At 47.8% G+C, this 19,661-nt stretch carries 15 protein-coding genes; 9 read left to right on the forward strand and 6 right to left on the reverse strand.

Translation table 11 applies throughout. The annotated features are described in order from the left end of the window. Positions 1 to 48: 48 nt before the first annotated feature. On the forward strand, positions 49 to 1,428 hold the full coding sequence (hemN, locus tag AB8S08_RS11940) for an oxygen-independent coproporphyrinogen III oxidase (RefSeq protein ID WP_369742883.1): 1,380 nt from the start codon (positions 49 to 51) through the stop codon (positions 1,426 to 1,428). Positions 1,429 to 1,505: 77 nt separating this feature from the next. Here hemN and nrdD read toward each other — a convergent pair whose 3' ends face one another. Then, positions 1,506 to 3,323 (reverse strand): anaerobic ribonucleoside-triphosphate reductase, encoded by a 1,818-nt coding sequence (gene nrdD / locus AB8S08_RS11945; protein ID WP_369742884.1) that lies wholly within the window; start codon positions 3,321 to 3,323, stop codon positions 1,506 to 1,508. Positions 3,324 to 3,339: 16 nt separating this feature from the next. Beyond that, positions 3,340 to 3,792, reverse strand: coding sequence for an anaerobic ribonucleoside-triphosphate reductase activating protein (gene nrdG / locus AB8S08_RS11950; RefSeq protein WP_153826295.1), 453 nt, complete (start codon positions 3,790 to 3,792; stop codon positions 3,340 to 3,342). A gap of 361 nt (positions 3,793 to 4,153) precedes the next feature. Here nrdG and AB8S08_RS11955 point away from each other — a divergent pair, with 361 nt between their 5' ends. Together AB8S08_RS11955 and AB8S08_RS11960 are read left to right on the forward strand one after the other, a co-directional pair. Further along, complete coding sequence (locus AB8S08_RS11955) at positions 4,154 to 6,418, forward strand: nitric-oxide reductase large subunit (RefSeq protein WP_110076459.1); 2,265 nt, start codon at positions 4,154 to 4,156, stop codon at positions 6,416 to 6,418. 146 nt (positions 6,419 to 6,564) lie between these two features. Then, the gene (locus AB8S08_RS11960; RefSeq protein WP_369742885.1) at positions 6,565 to 8,364 is read left to right on the forward strand and encodes an ATP-binding protein; all 1,800 of its coding nucleotides are present in this window, start codon (positions 6,565 to 6,567) and stop codon (positions 8,362 to 8,364) included. Here AB8S08_RS11960 and AB8S08_RS11965 read toward each other — a convergent pair. Then, complete coding sequence (locus AB8S08_RS11965; protein ID WP_110076461.1) at positions 8,361 to 9,719, reverse strand: MFS transporter; 1,359 nt, start codon at positions 9,717 to 9,719, stop codon at positions 8,361 to 8,363. The genes AB8S08_RS11960 and AB8S08_RS11965 overlap by 4 nt on opposite strands. Before the next feature lie 213 nt (positions 9,720 to 9,932). Here AB8S08_RS11965 and narL point away from each other — a divergent pair, with 213 nt between their 5' ends. From narL to AB8S08_RS11980, 3 genes are all read left to right on the forward strand, one after another. Next, on the forward strand, positions 9,933 to 10,577 hold the full coding sequence (gene narL / locus AB8S08_RS11970) for a two-component system response regulator NarL (RefSeq protein ID WP_110076462.1): 645 nt from the start codon (positions 9,933 to 9,935) through the stop codon (positions 10,575 to 10,577). 161 nt (positions 10,578 to 10,738) lie between these two features. Further along, positions 10,739 to 12,082 carry a tRNA 5-hydroxyuridine modification protein YegQ gene (gene yegQ, locus AB8S08_RS11975; protein ID WP_110076463.1) on the forward strand — a complete coding sequence of 448 codons (1,344 nt, stop codon included), beginning with the start codon at positions 10,739 to 10,741 and terminating at the stop codon, positions 12,080 to 12,082. Then, complete coding sequence (locus tag AB8S08_RS11980; RefSeq protein WP_110076464.1) at positions 12,066 to 12,260, forward strand: YfhL family 4Fe-4S dicluster ferredoxin; 195 nt, start codon at positions 12,066 to 12,068, stop codon at positions 12,258 to 12,260. Before yegQ ends, AB8S08_RS11980 begins: the two co-directional genes overlap by 17 nt. 61 nt (positions 12,261 to 12,321) lie before the next feature. On the opposite strand, the gene AB8S08_RS11985 is transcribed toward AB8S08_RS11980, so the two are convergent. Then, the gene (locus AB8S08_RS11985; RefSeq protein WP_110076465.1) at positions 12,322 to 13,170 is read right to left on the reverse strand and encodes a LysR family transcriptional regulator; all 849 of its coding nucleotides are present in this window, start codon (positions 13,168 to 13,170) and stop codon (positions 12,322 to 12,324) included. A 183-nt stretch (positions 13,171 to 13,353) separates the two neighbouring features. Here AB8S08_RS11985 and AB8S08_RS11990 point away from each other — a divergent pair, with 183 nt between their 5' ends. The 3 genes from AB8S08_RS11990 to AB8S08_RS12000 are packed head-to-tail and all read left to right on the forward strand — an operon-like array spanning position 13,354 to position 17,825. Continuing rightward, positions 13,354 to 14,529, forward strand: a complete 1,176-nt coding sequence (locus tag AB8S08_RS11990) for an acyl-CoA dehydrogenase (RefSeq protein WP_110076466.1) — start codon at positions 13,354 to 13,356, stop codon at positions 14,527 to 14,529. A gap of 43 nt (positions 14,530 to 14,572) precedes the next feature. Continuing rightward, positions 14,573 to 16,795, forward strand: a complete 2,223-nt coding sequence (locus AB8S08_RS11995) for a thiamine pyrophosphate-dependent enzyme (protein ID WP_369742886.1) — start codon at positions 14,573 to 14,575, stop codon at positions 16,793 to 16,795. After that, complete coding sequence (locus AB8S08_RS12000) at positions 16,788 to 17,825, forward strand: malonyl CoA-ACP transacylase (protein WP_369742887.1); 1,038 nt, start codon at positions 16,788 to 16,790, stop codon at positions 17,823 to 17,825. The genes AB8S08_RS11995 and AB8S08_RS12000 overlap by 8 nt, the downstream gene beginning before the upstream one ends. Here AB8S08_RS12000 and AB8S08_RS12005 read toward each other — a convergent pair. Then, positions 17,785 to 18,600: a mechanosensitive ion channel family protein gene (locus tag AB8S08_RS12005; protein WP_369742888.1), complete on the reverse strand. Its 816-nt coding sequence runs from the start codon at positions 18,598 to 18,600 to the stop codon at positions 17,785 to 17,787. The two genes, AB8S08_RS12000 and AB8S08_RS12005, sit on opposite strands and share 41 nt — an antisense overlap. Before the next feature lie 45 nt (positions 18,601 to 18,645). Next, positions 18,646 to 19,629, reverse strand: coding sequence for a hypothetical protein (locus AB8S08_RS12010; RefSeq protein WP_369742889.1), 984 nt, complete (start codon positions 19,627 to 19,629; stop codon positions 18,646 to 18,648). Positions 19,630 to 19,661 lie beyond the last annotated feature (32 nt).

The following is a 19,661-nucleotide window of genomic DNA, read 5'->3' on the forward strand; positions in this document are numbered from 1 at the left end:
GTATTATGAGCGACAGAATTTAACCAAGGTGTCACCAAGGGGTAACGCATGAACGCATCAGTAGCAAATATCACCTGGAGCCAAGAGCTCATTGATAAATACAACATTAACGGTCCGCGTTATACCTCGTATCCGACCGCCTTGGCGCTGCATGATAAGTTTCCGATCGGTACTTTAGAGCGCACCCTGGCTGATGCGCCAGAAAAGTTAAGCCTCTATATTCATTTACCTTTCTGTCACAAGCTTTGTTACTACTGCGGCTGCAATAAGGTGATTACTCGGCATCAGCACAAAGCCGATATCTATCTTGATTACTTAGCCGAAGAAATGGCGATGTACGCCAAGCTGTTAGGGACTCGTAAGTTTGAGTCTGTGCATATGGGCGGTGGTACCCCAACCTTTTTAACCGAGCAACAATTGTCACGCTTAGATGATTTGCTACATCAACACTTCAGTTTCACTGACGATGCTGAGTGGAGTATCGAAATCGATCCGCGCAGCTGTAGTGATGAAAAATTACGGCATTTACGAGCGCTCGGTTTTAATCGTGTAAGCTATGGGGTGCAAGACTTTGACGAAAAAGTACAGATTGCGATTAACCGTGTCCAAGATACCGATCTCATCCGACATCAAGTAGAGCTGTCCAAAGAATTGGGTTTTAAGTCGATCAACCTAGACCTAATCTACGGTTTGCCTTACCAGCGTCCAGAAACCTTTAAAGCCTCAATTGATCAAGTGATTGCCTTGGCTCCCGACCGGGTATCGTTATTTAGCTACGCTCATTTGCCGGCACGTTTTGCTGGTCAAGCAAAAATCCCAACTGAGAGCTTACCTAAGCCATCGATTAAGTTAGAACTGTTGCAGCTTGGGATCACTCGTTTTAACGCTGCCGGTTATCAGTTTATTGGTATGGACCACTTTGCTAAAACATCTGATGAACTTGCTATTGCTCAGCAACAAGGGCGCTTACAGCGTAACTTCCAAGGCTACACCACCAGCGGCCAGGATGCTTTGTTGGGAATTGGAGCTTCTTCCATTAGCCAAATTGATGGGGTGCTTTGGCAAAACAGCAAAGAACTACCTGACTATTACAAGCACCTGAAGGCACAACGCCTGCCGGTTATTAAAGGATTTGAACTGAACGCAGATGACCGCTTGCGCGCCGCACTTATTTCGCAAGTTATCTGCCACTTTGAATTGGATATTGCTGCGTTTACACAGGCTTGGCAGTTGACTGATTTTTGGACTTACTTTGCCAATGCTAAACAAAAATTAGCCCCCTTTATTGAGGATGGGCTGGTGACCATTGATGACTCGCAATTACGTGTTACTGAATTGGGTCGCTTATGGGTACGGAGTATTTGTGCCTGCTTTGACGCCTACTTAGACGATGCAGCTACGGCTCCACGCTACTCTAAAGTCGTTTAACTAAGAAGAGGCTCTCGATAGGTGCTGCCATAGTCTAGCTATGGCAGCATCATTTGTGCTGGCCTGACCATCCCAAGCTAGCCAGCTTGGGATGTTGCCGCCTCTACCGCCCGCTGCGGCTGGCGATGATAATGGCGGGCGGCATGTTCTTGCCGACGCCCAGCACTAAATGCCGACACTCGTTTTAAATAGCCAATCACCCGCGTACCATAATCAATATCTTCAGAACCGCAACTTGAGCAGTTATGCAGGGTGCGCTTATCGATATGTTCACAGTCATTACAAATGGTAATCTTCACATTGATACAGAAATAATTGCAGCCTGTTTTAGCAGCAATATTTAACAGTGATAAATAGCCATCCTCGTTAAGTTTTTCATCTAGGTTAAGATGTAGAGCCGAGCCACCATCTAAAAACTCTATTAATTCATGACCATGTAAGGTGAACTTATCAATTGCATTGGTTTGTTCATCCTCTACCACGTAAAAGTAGGAGTTGTAGCAATCACGCGGCACAACATAGCCATCGGCGCGGTCCCACTTCGCATTTTTGACACCAAGGTTTTCTGCCGGCACAAACTCGGTATTAAACATATAGCCATATTCTTGTTTGGCTTTTTTATTAGCATCGTAAATAACCTTTAAGTGGCGCTGCACAAATTCAATGTACTCAGGATTATTACTGGCCGTTAAACCTTGCGATTCCGCCGCCTCTACCATGCCATTGATACCAATAGTTAAGAACTGCTTATCCAGGGTAATAAAACCAGCATCGTAAACCGTGAGTAAACCGGCTGCTTGGTAATCTTCCATGAGCCTCCGATAGGCCACTTGGTATTTTTGAATTTTCTCAATTTCCTCACCCAAGTCGCGTCCATCTTGCACTAACCGATTCATATTAATGGTGATCACATTAATGGATCCGGTCGCGACGCCACCAGCACCAAGGGTGTAAGAAAAGGTATTATCACTAATTTCAGAGCGTAAACGACAGCAAGAAGCTAGCGAATCGGCATTGGGTGATAGATACACGAAGAATGAGTTACCGGCAGATAATTCATGGGCAATATGCTGAGCAAATTGCTGATCTTTGCACTGACCATTTTCGGTCAGCATAGCCACGGTAACGACCGGGAAAGTGAGTATGGTTTTCTTCCGTTCTTCATTAAACCAATGTAAGAAAAAGTCCTGAAGCTGGCTCACCGATTGCCATGATGATTTGCTGAAATCGGCGGGAAAGACAAAGTCACCAAACATACTTTCAAAATAATGCTGGTCATAGACTGAGATATTCCAGAAGACACTTTGATAACCGCGCGCTGCCGCGGGCTGATTAAGGGCATACACGACGTGCTGTAAATGGTTTTCAATCTGATGGCGATGTGTTTCTAGGTAGTTATCACCGTAATCTTTACGAGCAAAATAATCAAAGTAAGCCAAAAATTCGACGGTGGCGACGGCCCCGGCAAACTGTGAGCTCACCGCAAAGACGAAGTTCACGAAAGTGCCACAAAAGCTTTCTAGGTGTTTTGGTGCTCTTGATTCGCCGCCCAACTTAGTGAGCCCATCACGTAAAAACGGATACATGGTAACCGACACACAGTAAGGCTTTAAGCTAGTTTCATCATGCACATAAATCTCATGATCTTCTATTTGACGAATATACTCCTGCGCCAACGGCTGCCCAAACAACTCTGCAATTTTATTGCTGACTTGCTTGCGGTTCACTTGAACAAAAAAATCCTTCATGATTTCTGACTCTAGCGTCGCAATATTCTTTTGCGTCACATTCGCATTAGCATCCATTTTTGAACCATCAGCGGCATTTTCGGCATGGAGATATTGCTGAATAAAGTCAACTTTGGCGTCTACTTGATCGGGGTGTAAGCGCAACATAGGTATGCTCCTTGTTTTAATCAGTGCTTAAAAAGCGCACGTTTAGTAATTGTTGATTGCGTAAATCAATAAACTTCTGATTTGTGTTTGGACTATCTAGGCCACCAAGCTCAGCTATCCAAGGGCCCGTTTTTAAATAGGTGAGCTGTTCGCGGAGTGCAGGTAGCACCTGCTCATAACCGGTATACAGACAGGTTTCTAGCCCCTGCTCACGAGCTAATTTAAGTAAGTGCAGTAACTGCTCTGGGTACCATTCACCCCCTAAAAACAACACGCAGGTGATTAAACCCCGATATTGCTGCAGCCGCTTCGTAAAATACTCTGGGGTTAATTCCACTCCGCTATGAGCGGGCCAGCTATCAACGCTATGACAGCCTTTACAACCCACAGGGCAGCCGGTGATGGTATAAGCCAACGAGACTTCGCCGGGCACCTCCTGAAAGGCTATTTGCTCTGAACAGTAGCGCATTAAAACCCCACATATTGTGCTGAATTGGTTATTTGCATCTATATATTGTGCTAAAGCCTAGACGATCACCTAGATATTGTGTTGATCCGGATCAATAAATAAGCAGCCTGAAAAACTCAGTCCGCGGTTTCGGCAAGCTAGCCAAAACATGCTGATGGGTAAAAATAACCCTACGGGTTACTAGCACCCTCAAAAAGTGCGGTTATATCTACCCCAAAAACAAATAAAAACCAATAAAATCAGATGGATAAAAGTTGGCACGAGACTTGCTATAAGGAAAGGGTACTCATCTATGAATGCGTGCGAAATGCAATAAAGGGAGACTCTCGCATGAATCAACAACAACAACCGGAGGTGCCATATGGCCGGTTATAAAAAACTTTGGTGGATACTCATCGGCATCCTAGCGATTACCTTTGGTATCTTGGGTTATTTTGGTAAAGAGGTATACCGCGAAGCACCGCCTATTCCAGCGCAGTACGTGACGGAATCGGGACAAGTGTTAATGACTGAAGAGAGTATTCTCGATGGTCAAACCGCTTGGCAATCCATCGGTGGTATGCAATTAGGCTCGATCTGGGGCCATGGTGCTTATCAAGCACCCGATTGGACTGCAGACTGGTTACACCGTGAGCTCGTAGCTTGGTTAGAAATTGTAGCGCAACGTGATTACGGCATGAGCTACGACAGCTTGAGCCCAGCTGAGCAAAATGCTCTGCAATTTGCGTTAAAACAGGAATATCGTACCAACACCTACGATGCTGCAACTGATACGGTGCTACTAAGTGAGACTCGAGTAGCAGCCATCAATGACGTAGCGGATTATTATATTCGCTTATTCAGCGATGCTCCTGAGCTACAAAGCACGCGCGAAAGCTATGCAATGAAAGAGAACACCTTGCCGAGCCTTGAGCGACGCGAGCGCATGACTGAGTTCTTTTTCTGGACTGCTTGGTCAGCCGCTACTGAACGCCCTGATAGCAATGTCACCTACACCAATAACTGGCCGCATGAGCCGCTTATTGATAATAAGCCAAGTGCTGAGAATATCATTTGGTCTATTATTAGTGTGATTTTACTGATTGCTGGTATCGGTGCTTTGATTTGGGGTTGGGCTTTCTTGCGCGACCACGATGAAGAAGAAATTGAGATTCCTAAGCAAGATCCAATCACTACCTTCAAACTTACACCATCACAAAAAGCACTAGGTAAATATTGCTTTATCGTCGTGGCGTTGTTTGCTTTACAAGTTTTGTTAGGTGGCTTTACTGCTCACTACACTGTAGAAGGTCAAGAATTCTATGGTATTAACGTGTCTGAGTGGTTGCCCTACTCGCTAGTGCGTACTTGGCACTTACAAGCGGCCATGTTCTGGATTGCTACTGGCTTCTTAGCTGCTGGCTTATTCTTAGCACCTATCATTAATGGTGGTAAAGATCCTAAGTATCAAAAACTAGGAGTCGACCTACTATTTTGGGCGTTAGTTGTAGTGGTTGCTGGTACCTTTATTGGTAACTTCCTCTCTATTGCTCAAATTATGCCTGAGCACTTAAGCTTCTGGTGGGGTCACCAAGGTTATGAATACGTCGACCTCGGTCGTGCATGGCAGATTGGTAAATTCTTAGGTATCGTGTTCTGGTTAGTGTTGATGATGCGCGGTGTCTTCCACGCTCTTCGTCAACCAGGCGACAAGAACTTATTAGCACTACTCACCGCATCTGTTGTTGCTATTGGCCTGTTCTACGGCGCTGGCTTCTTCTATGGCGAACGTACTCACTTATCAGTGATGGAATACTGGCGCTGGTGGATCGTGCACTTGTGGGTAGAAGGCTTCTTTGAAGTATTCGCCACCGCGGCCCTAGCCTTTATTTTCCATAGCATGGGCTTGGTTTCTAGAAAAATGGCTACTACGGCCACCTTAGCGTCAGCCTCGTTATTTATGCTTGGTGGTGTACCTGGTACTTTCCACCACTTGTACTTTTCCGGTACCACCACTCCCGTGATGGCCGTTGGTGCAACTTTCTCTGCGCTAGAAGTCGTTCCCTTGATTGTCTTGGGCTACGAAGCCTGGGAAAACTGGAGCTTGCAACGCAAAGCCGAGTGGATGCAACGCATTAAATGGCCACTCATGTGCTTTGTTGCGGTAGCCTTCTGGAACATGTTAGGTGCTGGCGTGTTAGGTTTCATGATTAACCCACCTATCTCGCTGTACTATATTCAAGGTTTGAACACCACACCAACTCACGCTCACGCGGCCTTGTTTGGGGTGTATGGCTTCTTAGCGCTAGGTTTTGTTTTACTTATCTTGCGCTACATTCGTCCAAACCTGCAATTTAACGATAAACTGATGACTACTGCGTTCTGGTGGATGAACATTGGCCTTGGCATGATGCTATTTACTAGCTTACTGCCAGTTGGCTTCATCCAGTTCTATGCATCAGCGTCTGAAGGTTTATGGTATGCACGTAGCGAAGCCTTTATGCAACAGCCGTTGCTAGAGGGTCTGCGTTGGGTGCGCACTGTTGGCGACGTGGTCTTCATTATTGGTGCTTTTGCTATCAGCTGGCAAGTTGTGTATGGCTTGTGGTTTGATAAAAGCTCACGTGAACAACAGCATATAGCTTAATCACAGCCTGAAATTAAAGGTGACGTTAAAAGCGGTGGCACTTAGGTGTTGCCGCTTTTTTTATGGTTGATTGTTGTTCAGTTGCTATCCGAGGTACACTAACGCATCTGTTTAAATCAACCTAAGAGTTTGACTCCTAATTGTCTATGCCTAATTCATCTATTGTGACACGCATTGGTTTTGCTTTGAGTTTTATGGTGGCGCTTACCGTAGTTACTCTGTTGGCTTCGTATTGGCTCTCAGAAAAAGCAGATCAAGATGCCTTAGCCATAAATATTGCAGGCTCATTGCGCTACCAAGCGTATCAATACAGCTGGCATCAATTGCATGATGCTGATAGTGCTGCAGCAGCGGCCATGCAAGCCGAATTTGAACAAAGTTGGCATCATCAAGTCTTTAACCGTTTTAGCCATAGTGAGTCTGATTTAGCAACCTTATATACGCAAACTCGAACCAGTTGGCAGCAATTTCAGCAGCAAATAGCCGATGGCGTGGTCACCAGTGCTAATTTACAACAACAGATCTTGCCGCAAATAGACCAAATTAATCGCTTTGTTACCGCCATTCAACAAGATGCCGAGCAGCGCATACGTTCTATTCGATTAATTCAGGTGCTCTCGTTGTTTTCTAGCATTGGTTTAGCGCTGGTTATTTTCTATTGGTTACGCACCCGCGTTAAGTATCCATTAGAGGTTTTAACTCTCGCCGCCAAAAGAATTGGTCAGGGCGATTTTACCGCCCGCGTGAATCATCCCATGCGTGATGAGCTAGGCGTGCTCTCGGGCACCTTGAATAAAATGAACGAAGCTGTGGGTTACATGTATGGTAACCTCGAGAAACGTGTCGATGAACAAACTCGGGCCATTTCTCAAAGCAATGTGCGCTTGCAGTTTTTGTACGACACCGCGCGAATGATCATCGAGCATTCACCTGGTTATCACGACTTTACCACCATTGTTGAAGGGTTAAAGCGCGCCTCTGAGGTTGAAGACCTCGAGCTTTGCTTAATTACCGAGGCAGGCAATAAACCCTATTTACAGGTGCAGCCTACTGGCGCCCCAGAAGATCCTTGCGAAGGGGTTGATTGTAGCCAGTGTGTGAATGCTGGGGCCGGAGTGAGTATCCAGAACAACCAGCGCATTTATCGCTTTAGCATTGAGCGCGAACAACAAAATTACGGGGTCTTGGTAGCTCGTTGTAGCCTTAGCGAGCAACTTAACGATTGGCAACAACAGTTGCTACAGTCAGTTGCCGACCAACTGGCCATTGCCCTAAGCCTGAAACAAGAAGAAGAGCAAGTACGGCGCCTCGCCCTTATCCAGGAGCGTACGGTGATTGCGCGTGAGCTGCACGACTCTCTTGCGCAAGCTTTATCTTATTTGAAAATTCAGGTAACACGACTCAACAAAGCCATTGAGAAAGATAATAAAGAAGTGATTGATGATGTTGCAGAAGAGCTTAAACAAGGGCTTAATGCGGCTTATCGGCAGTTACGCGAATTGCTAACCACTTTCCGCCTCAAAGTAGATGGTGCGGGGCTGTTGCACGCCCTGCAAACAACTATCAATCAATTTAGTGAGCAGTCTGATCTGTCCTTCAGGCTGAACTATCAGTTAGAGAATACGCCCTTGGTACCGCATGAAGAAATTCATTTGCTGCAAATTATTCGTGAAGCCTGTCAGAACGCCATTCACCACAGTCAAGGCACAGATGTGGTGGTACAGCTAAGCCAGCAGGATCAGCGAATTGAATTATGCATTGAAGATAATGGTGTAGGTATTCCCGATCAGGCCGAGAAAATGAATCATTACGGGCTTGCTATCATGCAAGAGCGTAGCCGTCATCTAGGTGGCACCATTGAAATAAAACGCCGTTCTGAGGGTGGTACTGGAGTCTATTTTAGTTTTGTGCCGCAATACCTGTTAGAGCGTGAAGCAACTGTTTAAGGATTATAGAACTCGCTACGCCGGCGCAGATACATCCAACTAACCAGTGCCGCACACAGCACGTAAAAAAGTGCAAAGGCCACCAGCGTATTGGCGCCATGGGCTTGGCTCAAATTGATGTACCACAGAGCCGGTATGTAGATAGCGCCAGCGGTTGCCACGGCAGTAAGCCAACGCAATGCTAATGGTAACTGCTCTAATGGCAGCACCACGCTGGCGGTTTTAAAGACCGCACTGCTAGCCGCTCCGGCTGCAATAAAAATCACCAAAAAGACCAGCAGGTAGGGTAAGAACCACTCTTCAGGAACCCTACTTTGCAGGGCTGCTGCGGTCATGTAAGCGGCACTCAAGCAAGCCATAGCCATCACTAAAGCACACACCACCAAGACTTTGGCGCCACCGTACTGGTCAGCCAACCAGCCACCAAAAGGTCGCGCCAGCACTCCTAAGAGTGGCCCAATCCAAGCATACGTTAGGGCACTTGGTGTGTAGTTAGCACTAAAGGTTTCAAGGCTTAAGGGTAGTGTCATCGCAAAGCCAATAAAGGAACCAAAGGCCATCACGTAGAATAAAGTCATCAACCAAGTGTGACGGTTCTTTAGAATGCGCCCTAGCATCGGCGGTTGGGTGTTGGTAACAACAGGCTCAGCGCTGGGGGGATGCCCTGAGGGGCTAGGCATAGCCTGAGCTCCTCGAGCACGGCGCTGCCCTAACGAATACAGGCTTGTTGCAATCACTGCCACCACCAATAACCAGCCCGTGTTGGCAAGCCATAGGGGCGTACTCGGCGGTAACACCCCGACAATATCACCACTTGTTTGATGAGTGAACCAAGGAGAAGCCGCCCAATCACCTAGCCAGTTGATACCGCTAAGCAACGGTAGTAGGGTTTGTGCCAACACAATCCCGACCCCACCGATCCCTGCGTTAACCGCTAGCACCCAGCCAAGTGAGCTCTTCTCAATCCGTGCACCTGCAGCAGGTTGTAAGGCAATAAATTGGGCGCCACCTAAGCCAGAAAGAAAGGCCAACACATACAGTTGCTCAATCGCAATCTCCGCCACACTTAGCTGCCACGTAAGTCCAATTGCCGGTATCAATAACAGTACTGAACCTACTTGAATAAAGCGCTTATGCATACTGCGCTCACCCAGCCATAAAAAAACAAACTGAAACACACAAGCACCGCTCCCGGCTGCTGCCAGCAAACTGTATAGCTGTGCATAGCTCAAATGAACCGTTACTGCATGGAGCTGCACCACCAAGACACTCCAACTTAGCCACAAGGTCATCCCCACAATTAGATTGATTGCGGTGAGTTTGTCGATGGTTGGCGAAAGTCGAATGGTGTTCACATGTTACTCCTCAGCTATGCTAGTAACTATGCGTGAGCACCGCCAAATAAACAATTTAGCGAGGGGGATAAATAGCAATGCAAAAGAGGCAGTTAAAACTACCCCCAAAGGGTTAATAAGGTGCTAAGCTTTGGCTAACGGGGCTACATTGTGCAAAAATACCCCCTATAAAATATTGACGCTTATCATCATAAGACATTAAAGGAGCAACTCATGTCTGATACTCCAGCTAGCATTATGCTTGTGGACGATCACCCACTTTTGCGTAAAGGGCTCAAACAACTGATTTCGCTTGAAGACGGCTTAGAGGTTGTAGCTGAATGTAGCAGCGGTGCAGAAGCACTAGAGTTAGCCGAAGAAATTGATCCGGATTTGATTATCCTTGATTTGAACATGCAAGGTATGGATGGATTAGAAACCCTCAAGCGGATGCGCGATAACGGAGTGACCTCGCGGATCGTCATGCTCACTGTATCTGATGCCGATGAAGATGTAGTTACGGCGATAACTAACGGGGCCGATGGCTACTTATTAAAAGATATGGACCCGGAGTTATTATTAGAACAAATTCAACGCGCTATTGAAGGCAAAATGGTGCTTAGTGAGGCTATTACCGAAGTTTTAGCAACCGCCTTGCGACGTCCCTCAGCACCTTCTGCGAGCAAGTACGATAGCCTCACCAATCGCGAACAAGAAATTTTAAAACTCATCGCTAAAGGCATGAGCAACAAGGTGATTGCTCGTGAGTTAGATATTTCTGACGGTACCGTTAAAGTACACGTGAAGCACTTGCTGAAAAAGCTAGGTTTACGGTCGCGGGTAGAAGCGGCAGTGTGGATGGTAAACCACGACGCTTAAGCTAGTTAGAACCTGAGCAAACTCCAGCAAAGATTGATGCCGATCAAGTTTTGTCTGGGGTTTTATTTGTAACATGAGCGGCTGCGCACCGCAGCCTCTTAATAATCCATCTAAGCTCTCGCTTAGATGCCATGTACCTTGTAGTAAGAGCAATGACCATCATGACAAGCCCTGAACTTCTTTCGCCCGCTGGCAGCCTAAAAGCCATGCGTCTGGCCTTTGCCTATGGCGCCGATGCCGTTTATGCCGGCCAACCAAGATATAGTTTACGCGTGCGTAATAACGAGTTCGATCTCGCTAATCTTGCGCTCGGTATTGCTGAAGCACATGCCTTAAACAAGAAGTTCTATGTGGTAGTCAACATTGCTCCTCATAACGCTAAGCTTACCCGATTTGTAGAAGACATGGCGCCAGTGGTGGCGTTACAGCCGGATGCTTTGATCGTTTCAGACCCTGGCATCGTGATGCTGCTAAGAGAGCATTACCCGCACCAAGCATTACACCTAAGTGTACAAGCCAATACCGTCAACTGGGCGGCAGTTAAGTTCTGGCAACAACAAGGCATTGAACGGGTCATTCTGTCTCGTGAACTCGAAGTACGAGAAATTGCCGAAATTAGGCAGCGCTGCCCCGAGATGGAAATTGAAGTTTTTGTGCACGGCGCATTGTGTATGGCCTATTCCGGCCGTTGCTTGCTGTCGGGCTATTTCAATAAACGAGACCCTAATCAAGGTGCTTGCACCAACTCGTGTCGCTGGCCCTACCAAGTGCATGATGCTGAAGAAGATGCCGTCGGCCAGTTTAATCCGATTGATAAGCCGGTATTATTAACTGAGCCCCAGCGCCCGGGCGAATACATGCTGATGGATGAGGATATTCACGGCACCTACATTATGAATTCAAAAGATTTACGGGGTATCGAGCATGTCGAGGCACTCACCCACATGGGAGTGCATTCGTTGAAAATCGAAGGCCGTACCAAGTCGCCTTATTATGTAGCTCGTACTGCACAAATTTATCGCCAAGCTATCGATGATGCTGTTGCTGGTAAGCCTTTTAACCGGGCGTTACTTAACGAGCTAGATGGCATGGCCAACCGCGGCTTTACCGAAGGCTTTTTACGCCGCCATGTACCCAGTGATACCCAAAATTACGACACCAGTCATAGCTTAGGTGAGCAGCTATTAGTGGGTGAGATTATCCGTAGTAGTGGCACCCAAGCTTATGTCGAGGTGAAAAATGCATTTGCTATAGGCGACACTATCATCTTGATGAAGCCTTCTGGCAATATCCAATTTACCTTGTCCAGCATGCAAGATAATCAGGGCATTGATTTGGTTCGCGCCGCGGGTGCCAGTCGTCAAGTTACTATTGGCTTGCCATGCGCGTTAAGCGAAGCAGATGCTCCATTTGCGATGCTTATCAAAGTTGCTGCGGTTAAACCCCAGCAGACGATTCCTGTTGTTGATCTCAATGTGGAGGTTAAAAATGCCGGTGCTCATTGAAAGTGACTGCATTAACTGTGACATGTGTGTACCCGAGTGCCCTAACGAAGCCATCGCTATGGGCCCAGAACATTATCTGGTTGATGTTGAAAAATGTACTGAATGCGAAGGCTTTTATGATGAGCCAGCCTGCATTCCAGTCTGCCCCATAGAATGCATGGTGCTGGTGCCTAATTAGCCTGGCTCTAGCACTGGTCAAAATGGCAACCTCTCGGTTGCCATTTTTTCTTGGTTGGTGCTTATTGTAGGTCGTGACTGCGTTGCTGGCATAAAGTGCGCAGCCATTCTAAAGCCGGTTGTCCTGATTTAGAGCGTGGATAAGCTAAACCAATAGTGCGCTGTAATGTTAAACCTTGCAGCGGTCGTAAGATCACATCCTGACGTTCACGTAACGCCTCAAAATCTGGCACTAGTGCGACTCCAACACCTGCAGAAACCAATCCTAATGCATATTCAATGGTGTGAATATCTGCTCGAATATCCGGTTGGATGCCATTTCTTATCAACTCTGGATACAACTGTGACCACGCATCACATGGGGTGCGCTTAATGAGTGCCAGTTGATCAAAATCAGCCAAATCTAAGGAGCTTTTTAACCCCAACGGGTGTCCGGCAGGTAACGCCACCAAAAAGTTATCAGTCCAAATGGGTAGAAATTGCTCGCCCGCTTTCAGCATTTTGGGTGTGATAATACGAGCATCCCCTTCATCTTCTGGTTCAACAAGATGCAACTCTAAACCCTCAACCCCGGCACTGAACTCTCTTAATAGCTGGCTCATTCGTTCTACCCCAAGCGCGCGAATTAAGCCTAAACGAAACTGAACGCGCTTCACACTTTGCCGAAAAGACGCGCGCAAAGATTGCATCTGACTAAGCATACGCCCGGCATGACCATATAACCGCTCACCATCCTCGGTGGGGGTGACACCTCGTGATTGCCGCGCAAATAATGCAACGCCTAGTTCATCCTCTAGTTGTTGTAAGGCTTTTGAGAGACTCGGCTGAGCCACATTACAAACCCGCGCAGCGGCGCTAATACTGCCATTTTCATAGACAGCCACAAAATAATTGAGTTGGCGCAAATCCATAGTTATTAACTATACCTGATGTAGATTTTATATGATTTAACTTTACAGCAAACCGGAGTAAAGTGAAGCCTATGAAATAAGAACAAGAGCGATATTAGCTATTAGACATTGGCTATTGGTTGATAGCGCAGCTCGAATATCTAATAGCTATTATCCAATTTGCATTAATACAGAGGATTCTCCATGGCACGTTTTCCTTTTGACTGGCAAGACCCGTTTCAATTTTCTAGCATGCTGACTGAAGAAGAACGCATGATTCGCGATACTGCTCACCAATATTGTCAAGAGCGCCTTATGCCGCGGGTACTGACTGCTAATCGCGAAGAACGGTTTGACCGCGAGATTATGAACGAACTAGGCGAGTTAGGTTTGCTTGGTGCTACTTTGCCAGAAAAGTACGGTTGCGCTGAAGTTAACTACGTTTGTTATGGTCTTATTGCCCGCGAAGTAGAACGCGTCGATAGCGGCTATCGTAGCGCGATGAGCGTACAATCGAGTTTGGTCATGCACCCGATTTATGCTTACGGAACCGAACAACAACGAATGAAGTACTTACCCAAGCTCGCCAGTGGTGAGTGGGTCGGTTGTTTTGGTTTAACTGAGCCAGACGCGGGTTCAGATCCGGCTAGCATGCGCACTACTGCCAAGAAAATTGATGGCGGTTATGTGCTTAAAGGCAGCAAGATGTGGATCACGAACTCCCCTATCGCAGATGTCTTTGTGGTATGGGCCAAGTTAGATGGTGAGATTCGCGGCTTTGTTTTAGAAAAAGGTATGAAAGGCCTTTCTGCACCCAAAATAGAAGGTAAATTCTCACTGCGCGCCTCCATCACTGGTGAAATTGTGATGGATAATGTGGAGGTTGGCGAAGATGCCTTACTACCAAATGTAAGCGGTCTCAAAGGGCCTTTCGGGTGTCTCAACAAAGCTCGCTATGGGATTGCATGGGGGAGTTTAGGTGCCGCTGAATTTTGTTGGCACGCCGCACGCCAATACACCCTAGACCGGCATCAGTTTAATCGTCCACTTGCAGCTACCCAACTGATTCAGAAGAAGCTGGCAGATATGCAAACTGAAATTAGTATTGGTCTGTTGTCCTGCCTGCAAGCTGGCCGTTTGATGGATTTAGATCAGCTTCCACCAGAAACTATCTCGCTCATCAAGCGTAACTCTTGTGGCAAGGCATTAGATATTGCCCGGGTTGCTCGTGATATGCATGGCGGCAATGGTATTGCTGATGAATACCATGTGATTCGTCACGTGATGAACTTAGAAGCTGTTAATACCTACGAAGGTACGCACGATGTGCATGCGTTAATTCTTGGCCGCGCCCAAACTGGGTTACAAGCGTTCGCTTAACCAACTCATTCAAGCTAGCCATAGTAACGCGTAGGAGAATTGCATGTCGACCTCAGAGACCATGCCACGGGCTGCTATGCACCCCTGGCTCTCGGAACTGTTGCAGCGCATTGAGCAGGGCCACCTGCCACAGGCGCACGCCGCTGGTGGTGTGTTGAGTGACGCCGAGCTGTATGATTTATTTGATTCGCAGCTTAGTAGTCGTTTATTAGATTTACAGTCTCGCTTAATGCAAGCTGCGGGCCAGAGCTTCTATACCATTGGTAGCGCCGGCCACGAAGGCAATGCTGCCGTTGCGAAAGCTTTGCGGGTTACCGACCCGGCCTTTTTACATTATCGCAGCGGTGCGTTTTTTATTCAGCGCGCCAAGCAAGCACCGGGCTCCACTCCGTTGTACGACATGCTACTCAGCTTTGCCGCAGCCGCTGATGAACCTATTGCTGGCGGTCGTCATAAAGTGCTTGGCAGTTTGCATCTCAACGTACCACCGCAAACAAGTACCATCGCATCGCATGTACCGAAGGCGATGGGTACCGCTTTTGCATTGGGCTTGAGTAAACGCTTAGCGCACCAAGGCACATGGCCTCATGATGCTATCGCGGTTTGTAGTTTTGGGGATGCCTCGGCGAATCATTCTACCGCTTTAGGGGCGATCAATTCGGCCAGCTGGGCCGCTTATCAGCAAATTCCGATGCCTCTGCTACTGGTCTGTGAGGACAATGGCTTGGGAATTTCCACCCACACTCCCAGAGGATGGATTCAACAGCAGTTAAGTCAGCGCCCAGCCCTTAAATATTTCAGTGCTGATGGCAGCAACCTTGCCGAAACCTATTTGGTGGCTCAGGCCGCGGCCGATTACGTACGCAACAAGCGCAAACCTGCCATCTTGCATTTACGCACAGTACGCTTGTTTGGGCATGCGGGCGCCGATGCCGAAGTTGCTTATCGCAGCAAGCAAGAAATTGCGCTAGACCAAGAGCGAGACCCGTTACTGCATAGCTGTGCCGCGATACTTAGTCGAGGATTACTCGATCCGCATCAACTCGGTGCATTTATTCAAACGCAGCAACAACGTATTGCGCGTATTGCGGTGCAAGCAAGCCAACGACCTAAACTCAATTCTGCCGCTGAAGTGATGGCCAGCATTGTGCCTCCAGCACGGTCGCAAGCGCTGCCAAAACCAGCGTCGGCCGAACAGCGCCAAGCGCTATTTCAGTGGGACAAACATAATGTCGGCAAACCCCAGCATTTAGCTAAACAAATCAATTGGGCGTTACATGATTTAATGGCGCAATACTCTAATATCGTGATGTGCGGCGAAGATATCGCTAAAAAAGGCGGTGTTTACCACGTCACTCAGCATCTGATGGAAGCTTTTGGCCCCAATCGCGTCCTTAACACCGTGCTTGATGAACAAAGTATTCTCGGGTTGGCCATAGGTATGGCGCAACAAGGCTTTATTGCGATGCCAGAAATTCAATTTTTGGCTTATGTGCATAATGCTGAAGACCAAATTAGGGGCGAGGCCGCCACCTTATCTTTCTTCTCCAGTGGTCAGTATACCAACCCCATGGTGATCCGAATTGCTGGCTTAGCTTATCAACGCGGTTTTGGTGGTCATTTTCATAACGATAATTCGTTTGCGGTGTTTCGGGATATTCCAGGGATCATCTTGTTGTGCCCTAGTCATGGCCGTGATGGCGCATTATTAATGCGACAAGCGGTGCAACTTGCAGCTCGTGAACAGCGAGTGGTGATCATGCTAGAACCCATTGCTCTGTATATGACTCGCGATCTACATCAAGTGGGTGATAATGGCTGGCTAAGTGATTACCCTGATCCGCAGCATCCTGTGCCAGAGTTAGGCGAGCCAGCCGTGTTTGGAGACGGTCTCGAGTTGGCTATTATTTCTTACGGCAACGGCTACTATCTAAGCCGTCAAGCTGAAGCCAAGCTTGCAGCAGCAGGGCACTCGGTTCGGGTTCTTGATCTAAGGTGCTTGGTACCTCTGCACGTAGATAAAATCATAGCTGCACTAGACGGCTGCAAAAAGGTGCTGATTGTGGATGAATGTCGTAGTCGCGGGTCATTAAGCGAAGAGTTATTCACAGCCCTGCACGAACATCAGCCAGGAAGTTTTCATATCAAGCGTCTTAACGCTGCTGACAGCTTTATCCCATTAGGGGCAGCGGCCTACACCGTATTGCCTTCGTGCACCGATATCGTGACTCAAGCCTTAGCTATGCTGGAGCAACATCATGACTAGTTCACGCAAAACGGCCGTCGTTGTTTGTCCGGGCCGTGGTACCTACAACAAGCCAGAGCTTGGCTCTATTAGCAACGCCTTACCTGCAGCTTTACAATCTACCTTGGCGCAAATCGATCACACCCGCACCGAACTCAATCTAGCAACTGTCAGCGAATTAGACCAAGCGCCGTTGTTTAAAAGCTCGCTTCATCAGCGCCCGGAGCATGCGGCGGCACTGATTTATGCCGGTGGCTATTTAGACTATCAAGCGCTTAATACCGATAAGTTTGAGGTTGTGGCTATCACCGGTAATTCAATGGGCTGGTATACCGCCATGGCCTGCGCCGAAAGCTGGAACATAAATACCAGCACACGCTTAGTAACGCGCATGGCGCAGTTAACTGCTGGCGGTGCTGGGGCGCAATTTATTTATCCTGTCGTCGATGAGCAGTGGCGACCTTGTGCCGCCAAGCAAGCAGCAGTAGCGCAGCAGTTAGAGCGTTTTGCCGGTGATTTAAAGATGTCGATAAAGTACGGTGGCTATGCCGTGTTAGCTGGTTCCGAGGCTGCTTGCAGTGCTGCTATGGCGGCTTTACCTCGATTAGATGAACGCTTCCCTATGCTCTTACCAGGCCACGCCGCATTTCATACTCATTTTATGCAACAGGCATCGCAACAGGCTTTAGCTGAATGGCCAGCAGCGGCTTTTCATGCTCCACAAACGCCCTTGATTGATGGTCGCGGCCAGATCTGGCCTGCCCATGTAACTCATCAAGCAGCATTACAGCAATACACACTGGGGCACCAAGTCACCGAAACCTACGATTTTAGCAAAGCGATACAAACAGCCGCGAAAGAGTTTGCCCCTGACCACTTTATCCTGTTAGGCCCAGGCGCAGGGCTTGGTGGTGCTGTGGCGCAAGCGCTCATCGAAATTAACTGGCAAGGCTTGGACAGCAAAGCCGAGTTTAGCGCACGCCAACAGGTGTCATTACCCTACGTGTTATCTATGGGGTTACCTGAACAGCGTGCTCTGGTGACAGGTTAGCAAACTCAATATTTAACGCGCGTAGGCAAGCTTTGCCACGCGCCGTTAAATCTGTCATAAACTGGAATTGTTGCCGCGGATCTATCGGATAAGCTTTTAAACGGTAGTGAGTGCCCCACGGCTTCTCAAGAATGATCACCACAATCGGTTGCTTCAGTTGCACATAAGGACTGGTAAGAGCAACATCTTCAAGCAGCTGTTTAACCTGATGCGCATCATGATTAGCGGCTAAATAGAAGTCGGTAACCACCATCAGGCTGGGGCCGCCATTGTTCGCGTTATGGATCAGGCTATTCCATAATTTTAAATGAGGCACAAACACCACGGTATCATCAGGCGTCACCATTTCTACAGCTCGCATACCAATGTGTTTTACTTCACCGTAAGTACCATCAACCTCAATCCAGTCGCCCGGACGATAAGGTAATTCGTAAACTGCGACAATACCGGCAATTAAGCTACTCACGTAATCTTTAAGTGCAAACCCTATGGCGAGCCCAGCTGCGCCTAATATCGCCACCATGTTTTGTACGGTGGTTTCAATTACCATGGGCACTATCCACAAGGCCGCTAAGATGAAAACCACCACCCGAAGGGTTGGGATCATAGCTAAAACAAACAGCCGCTGCTTACCATGTAAATGGTTTGCTAACCAAGGTAAGAGACGCTGGCTCAGCCAAATAATAGCCACTGCGACAGCAATCACTATCGCAATTTCTATCACAGCGGCACTCGTTACTGTCTTAAAGAGCCCCAGTATTTTATCGGTTTCCATGAGTTAGATTATCCTGTTCGACCCATTGCGGATGCTCGTTTGCAGTTAAAACGCATCCATGAAATAACCACGACTATTAAGAAAGTCACGCGCGGCTAAATAACCATAAACAGTAACTTCCCACTTACCTTGATTGCACTCGACCAGATCAGCTTGCTGTAATTGCAGTAGCTGCACATCCAGCTGGTCTGCCGCCAACGTAGGAAGGACGCTTTGCAAGGCTTCTCCACTCAAACCGTTGTGAAGAAGCAGTGCATATAGAACAAAAGCACTGGCATCACCGCAATCAGCTGGCATCGCTGGTAAATCTTTAGCATCATCTTGTGTCACGGCCCATAAGGCTAGTGCTAACCCAACGTTTCCCATGGCTCGTGCTGCCAATGCGCGCAGTTGTTTACTCGGTGCCTGAATACCTACTTGCTGCAGCAACGCTTCTGTTGCGGCTGAAAAGCAATACACCTGTGGCAAATGTACTGGCCAAGCACGCTGTAGAAAGGCAAAGCTCCAGCTATCACACACAACGATTCCCTTGCCTAACTCGCCGCGCATTAACTTAGGTAGCAGGGCACGGATAAAAGCTAAGCCATTGGTTTGTCGCTGCCAATAATCAGCCAAATGATCAATCACCCACACGGGTGCTGCTTGCGGTTGCCACCAGGCCTTGATATCAACACCGGCAAAGAGTTCAGCCTCCGGAGCTTGTAAAACGGGTAACTGGTGACGCTCTGCCCACGCTCGAGTAATTGCCGCGGTGCCACTAAAAGGTGGGCTCACCAAAAACTTCACCCCAGTGCCGTCGCTAGCCAGCCATTCTTGCCACGCCTCATCTAGCGCATCAGCGGCCGGCGCTAGGTCAAAATCACGGTAGCCGGGAAAGTCTTTTGCCTCAGATTCTTCTGTACCTTGCTCTGAGCTAGGAAAAAGATTGCGCAAGTGCTGCACCAATTGCTCAATCCGTGTGCTTGCTGGAGCACTTGGTCGCTCAAATTCAGCAAGCTTAATAATCTGCCAATGATTGTCCTGGCTCATTTGGGTCCTTGTTCATCATGAGGGCTCAACTT

This window comes from Pseudidiomarina sp. PP-1MA (genome assembly GCF_041200125.1).
GTDB classification, from domain to species: domain Bacteria; phylum Pseudomonadota; class Gammaproteobacteria; order Enterobacterales; family Alteromonadaceae; genus Pseudidiomarina; species Pseudidiomarina fusca.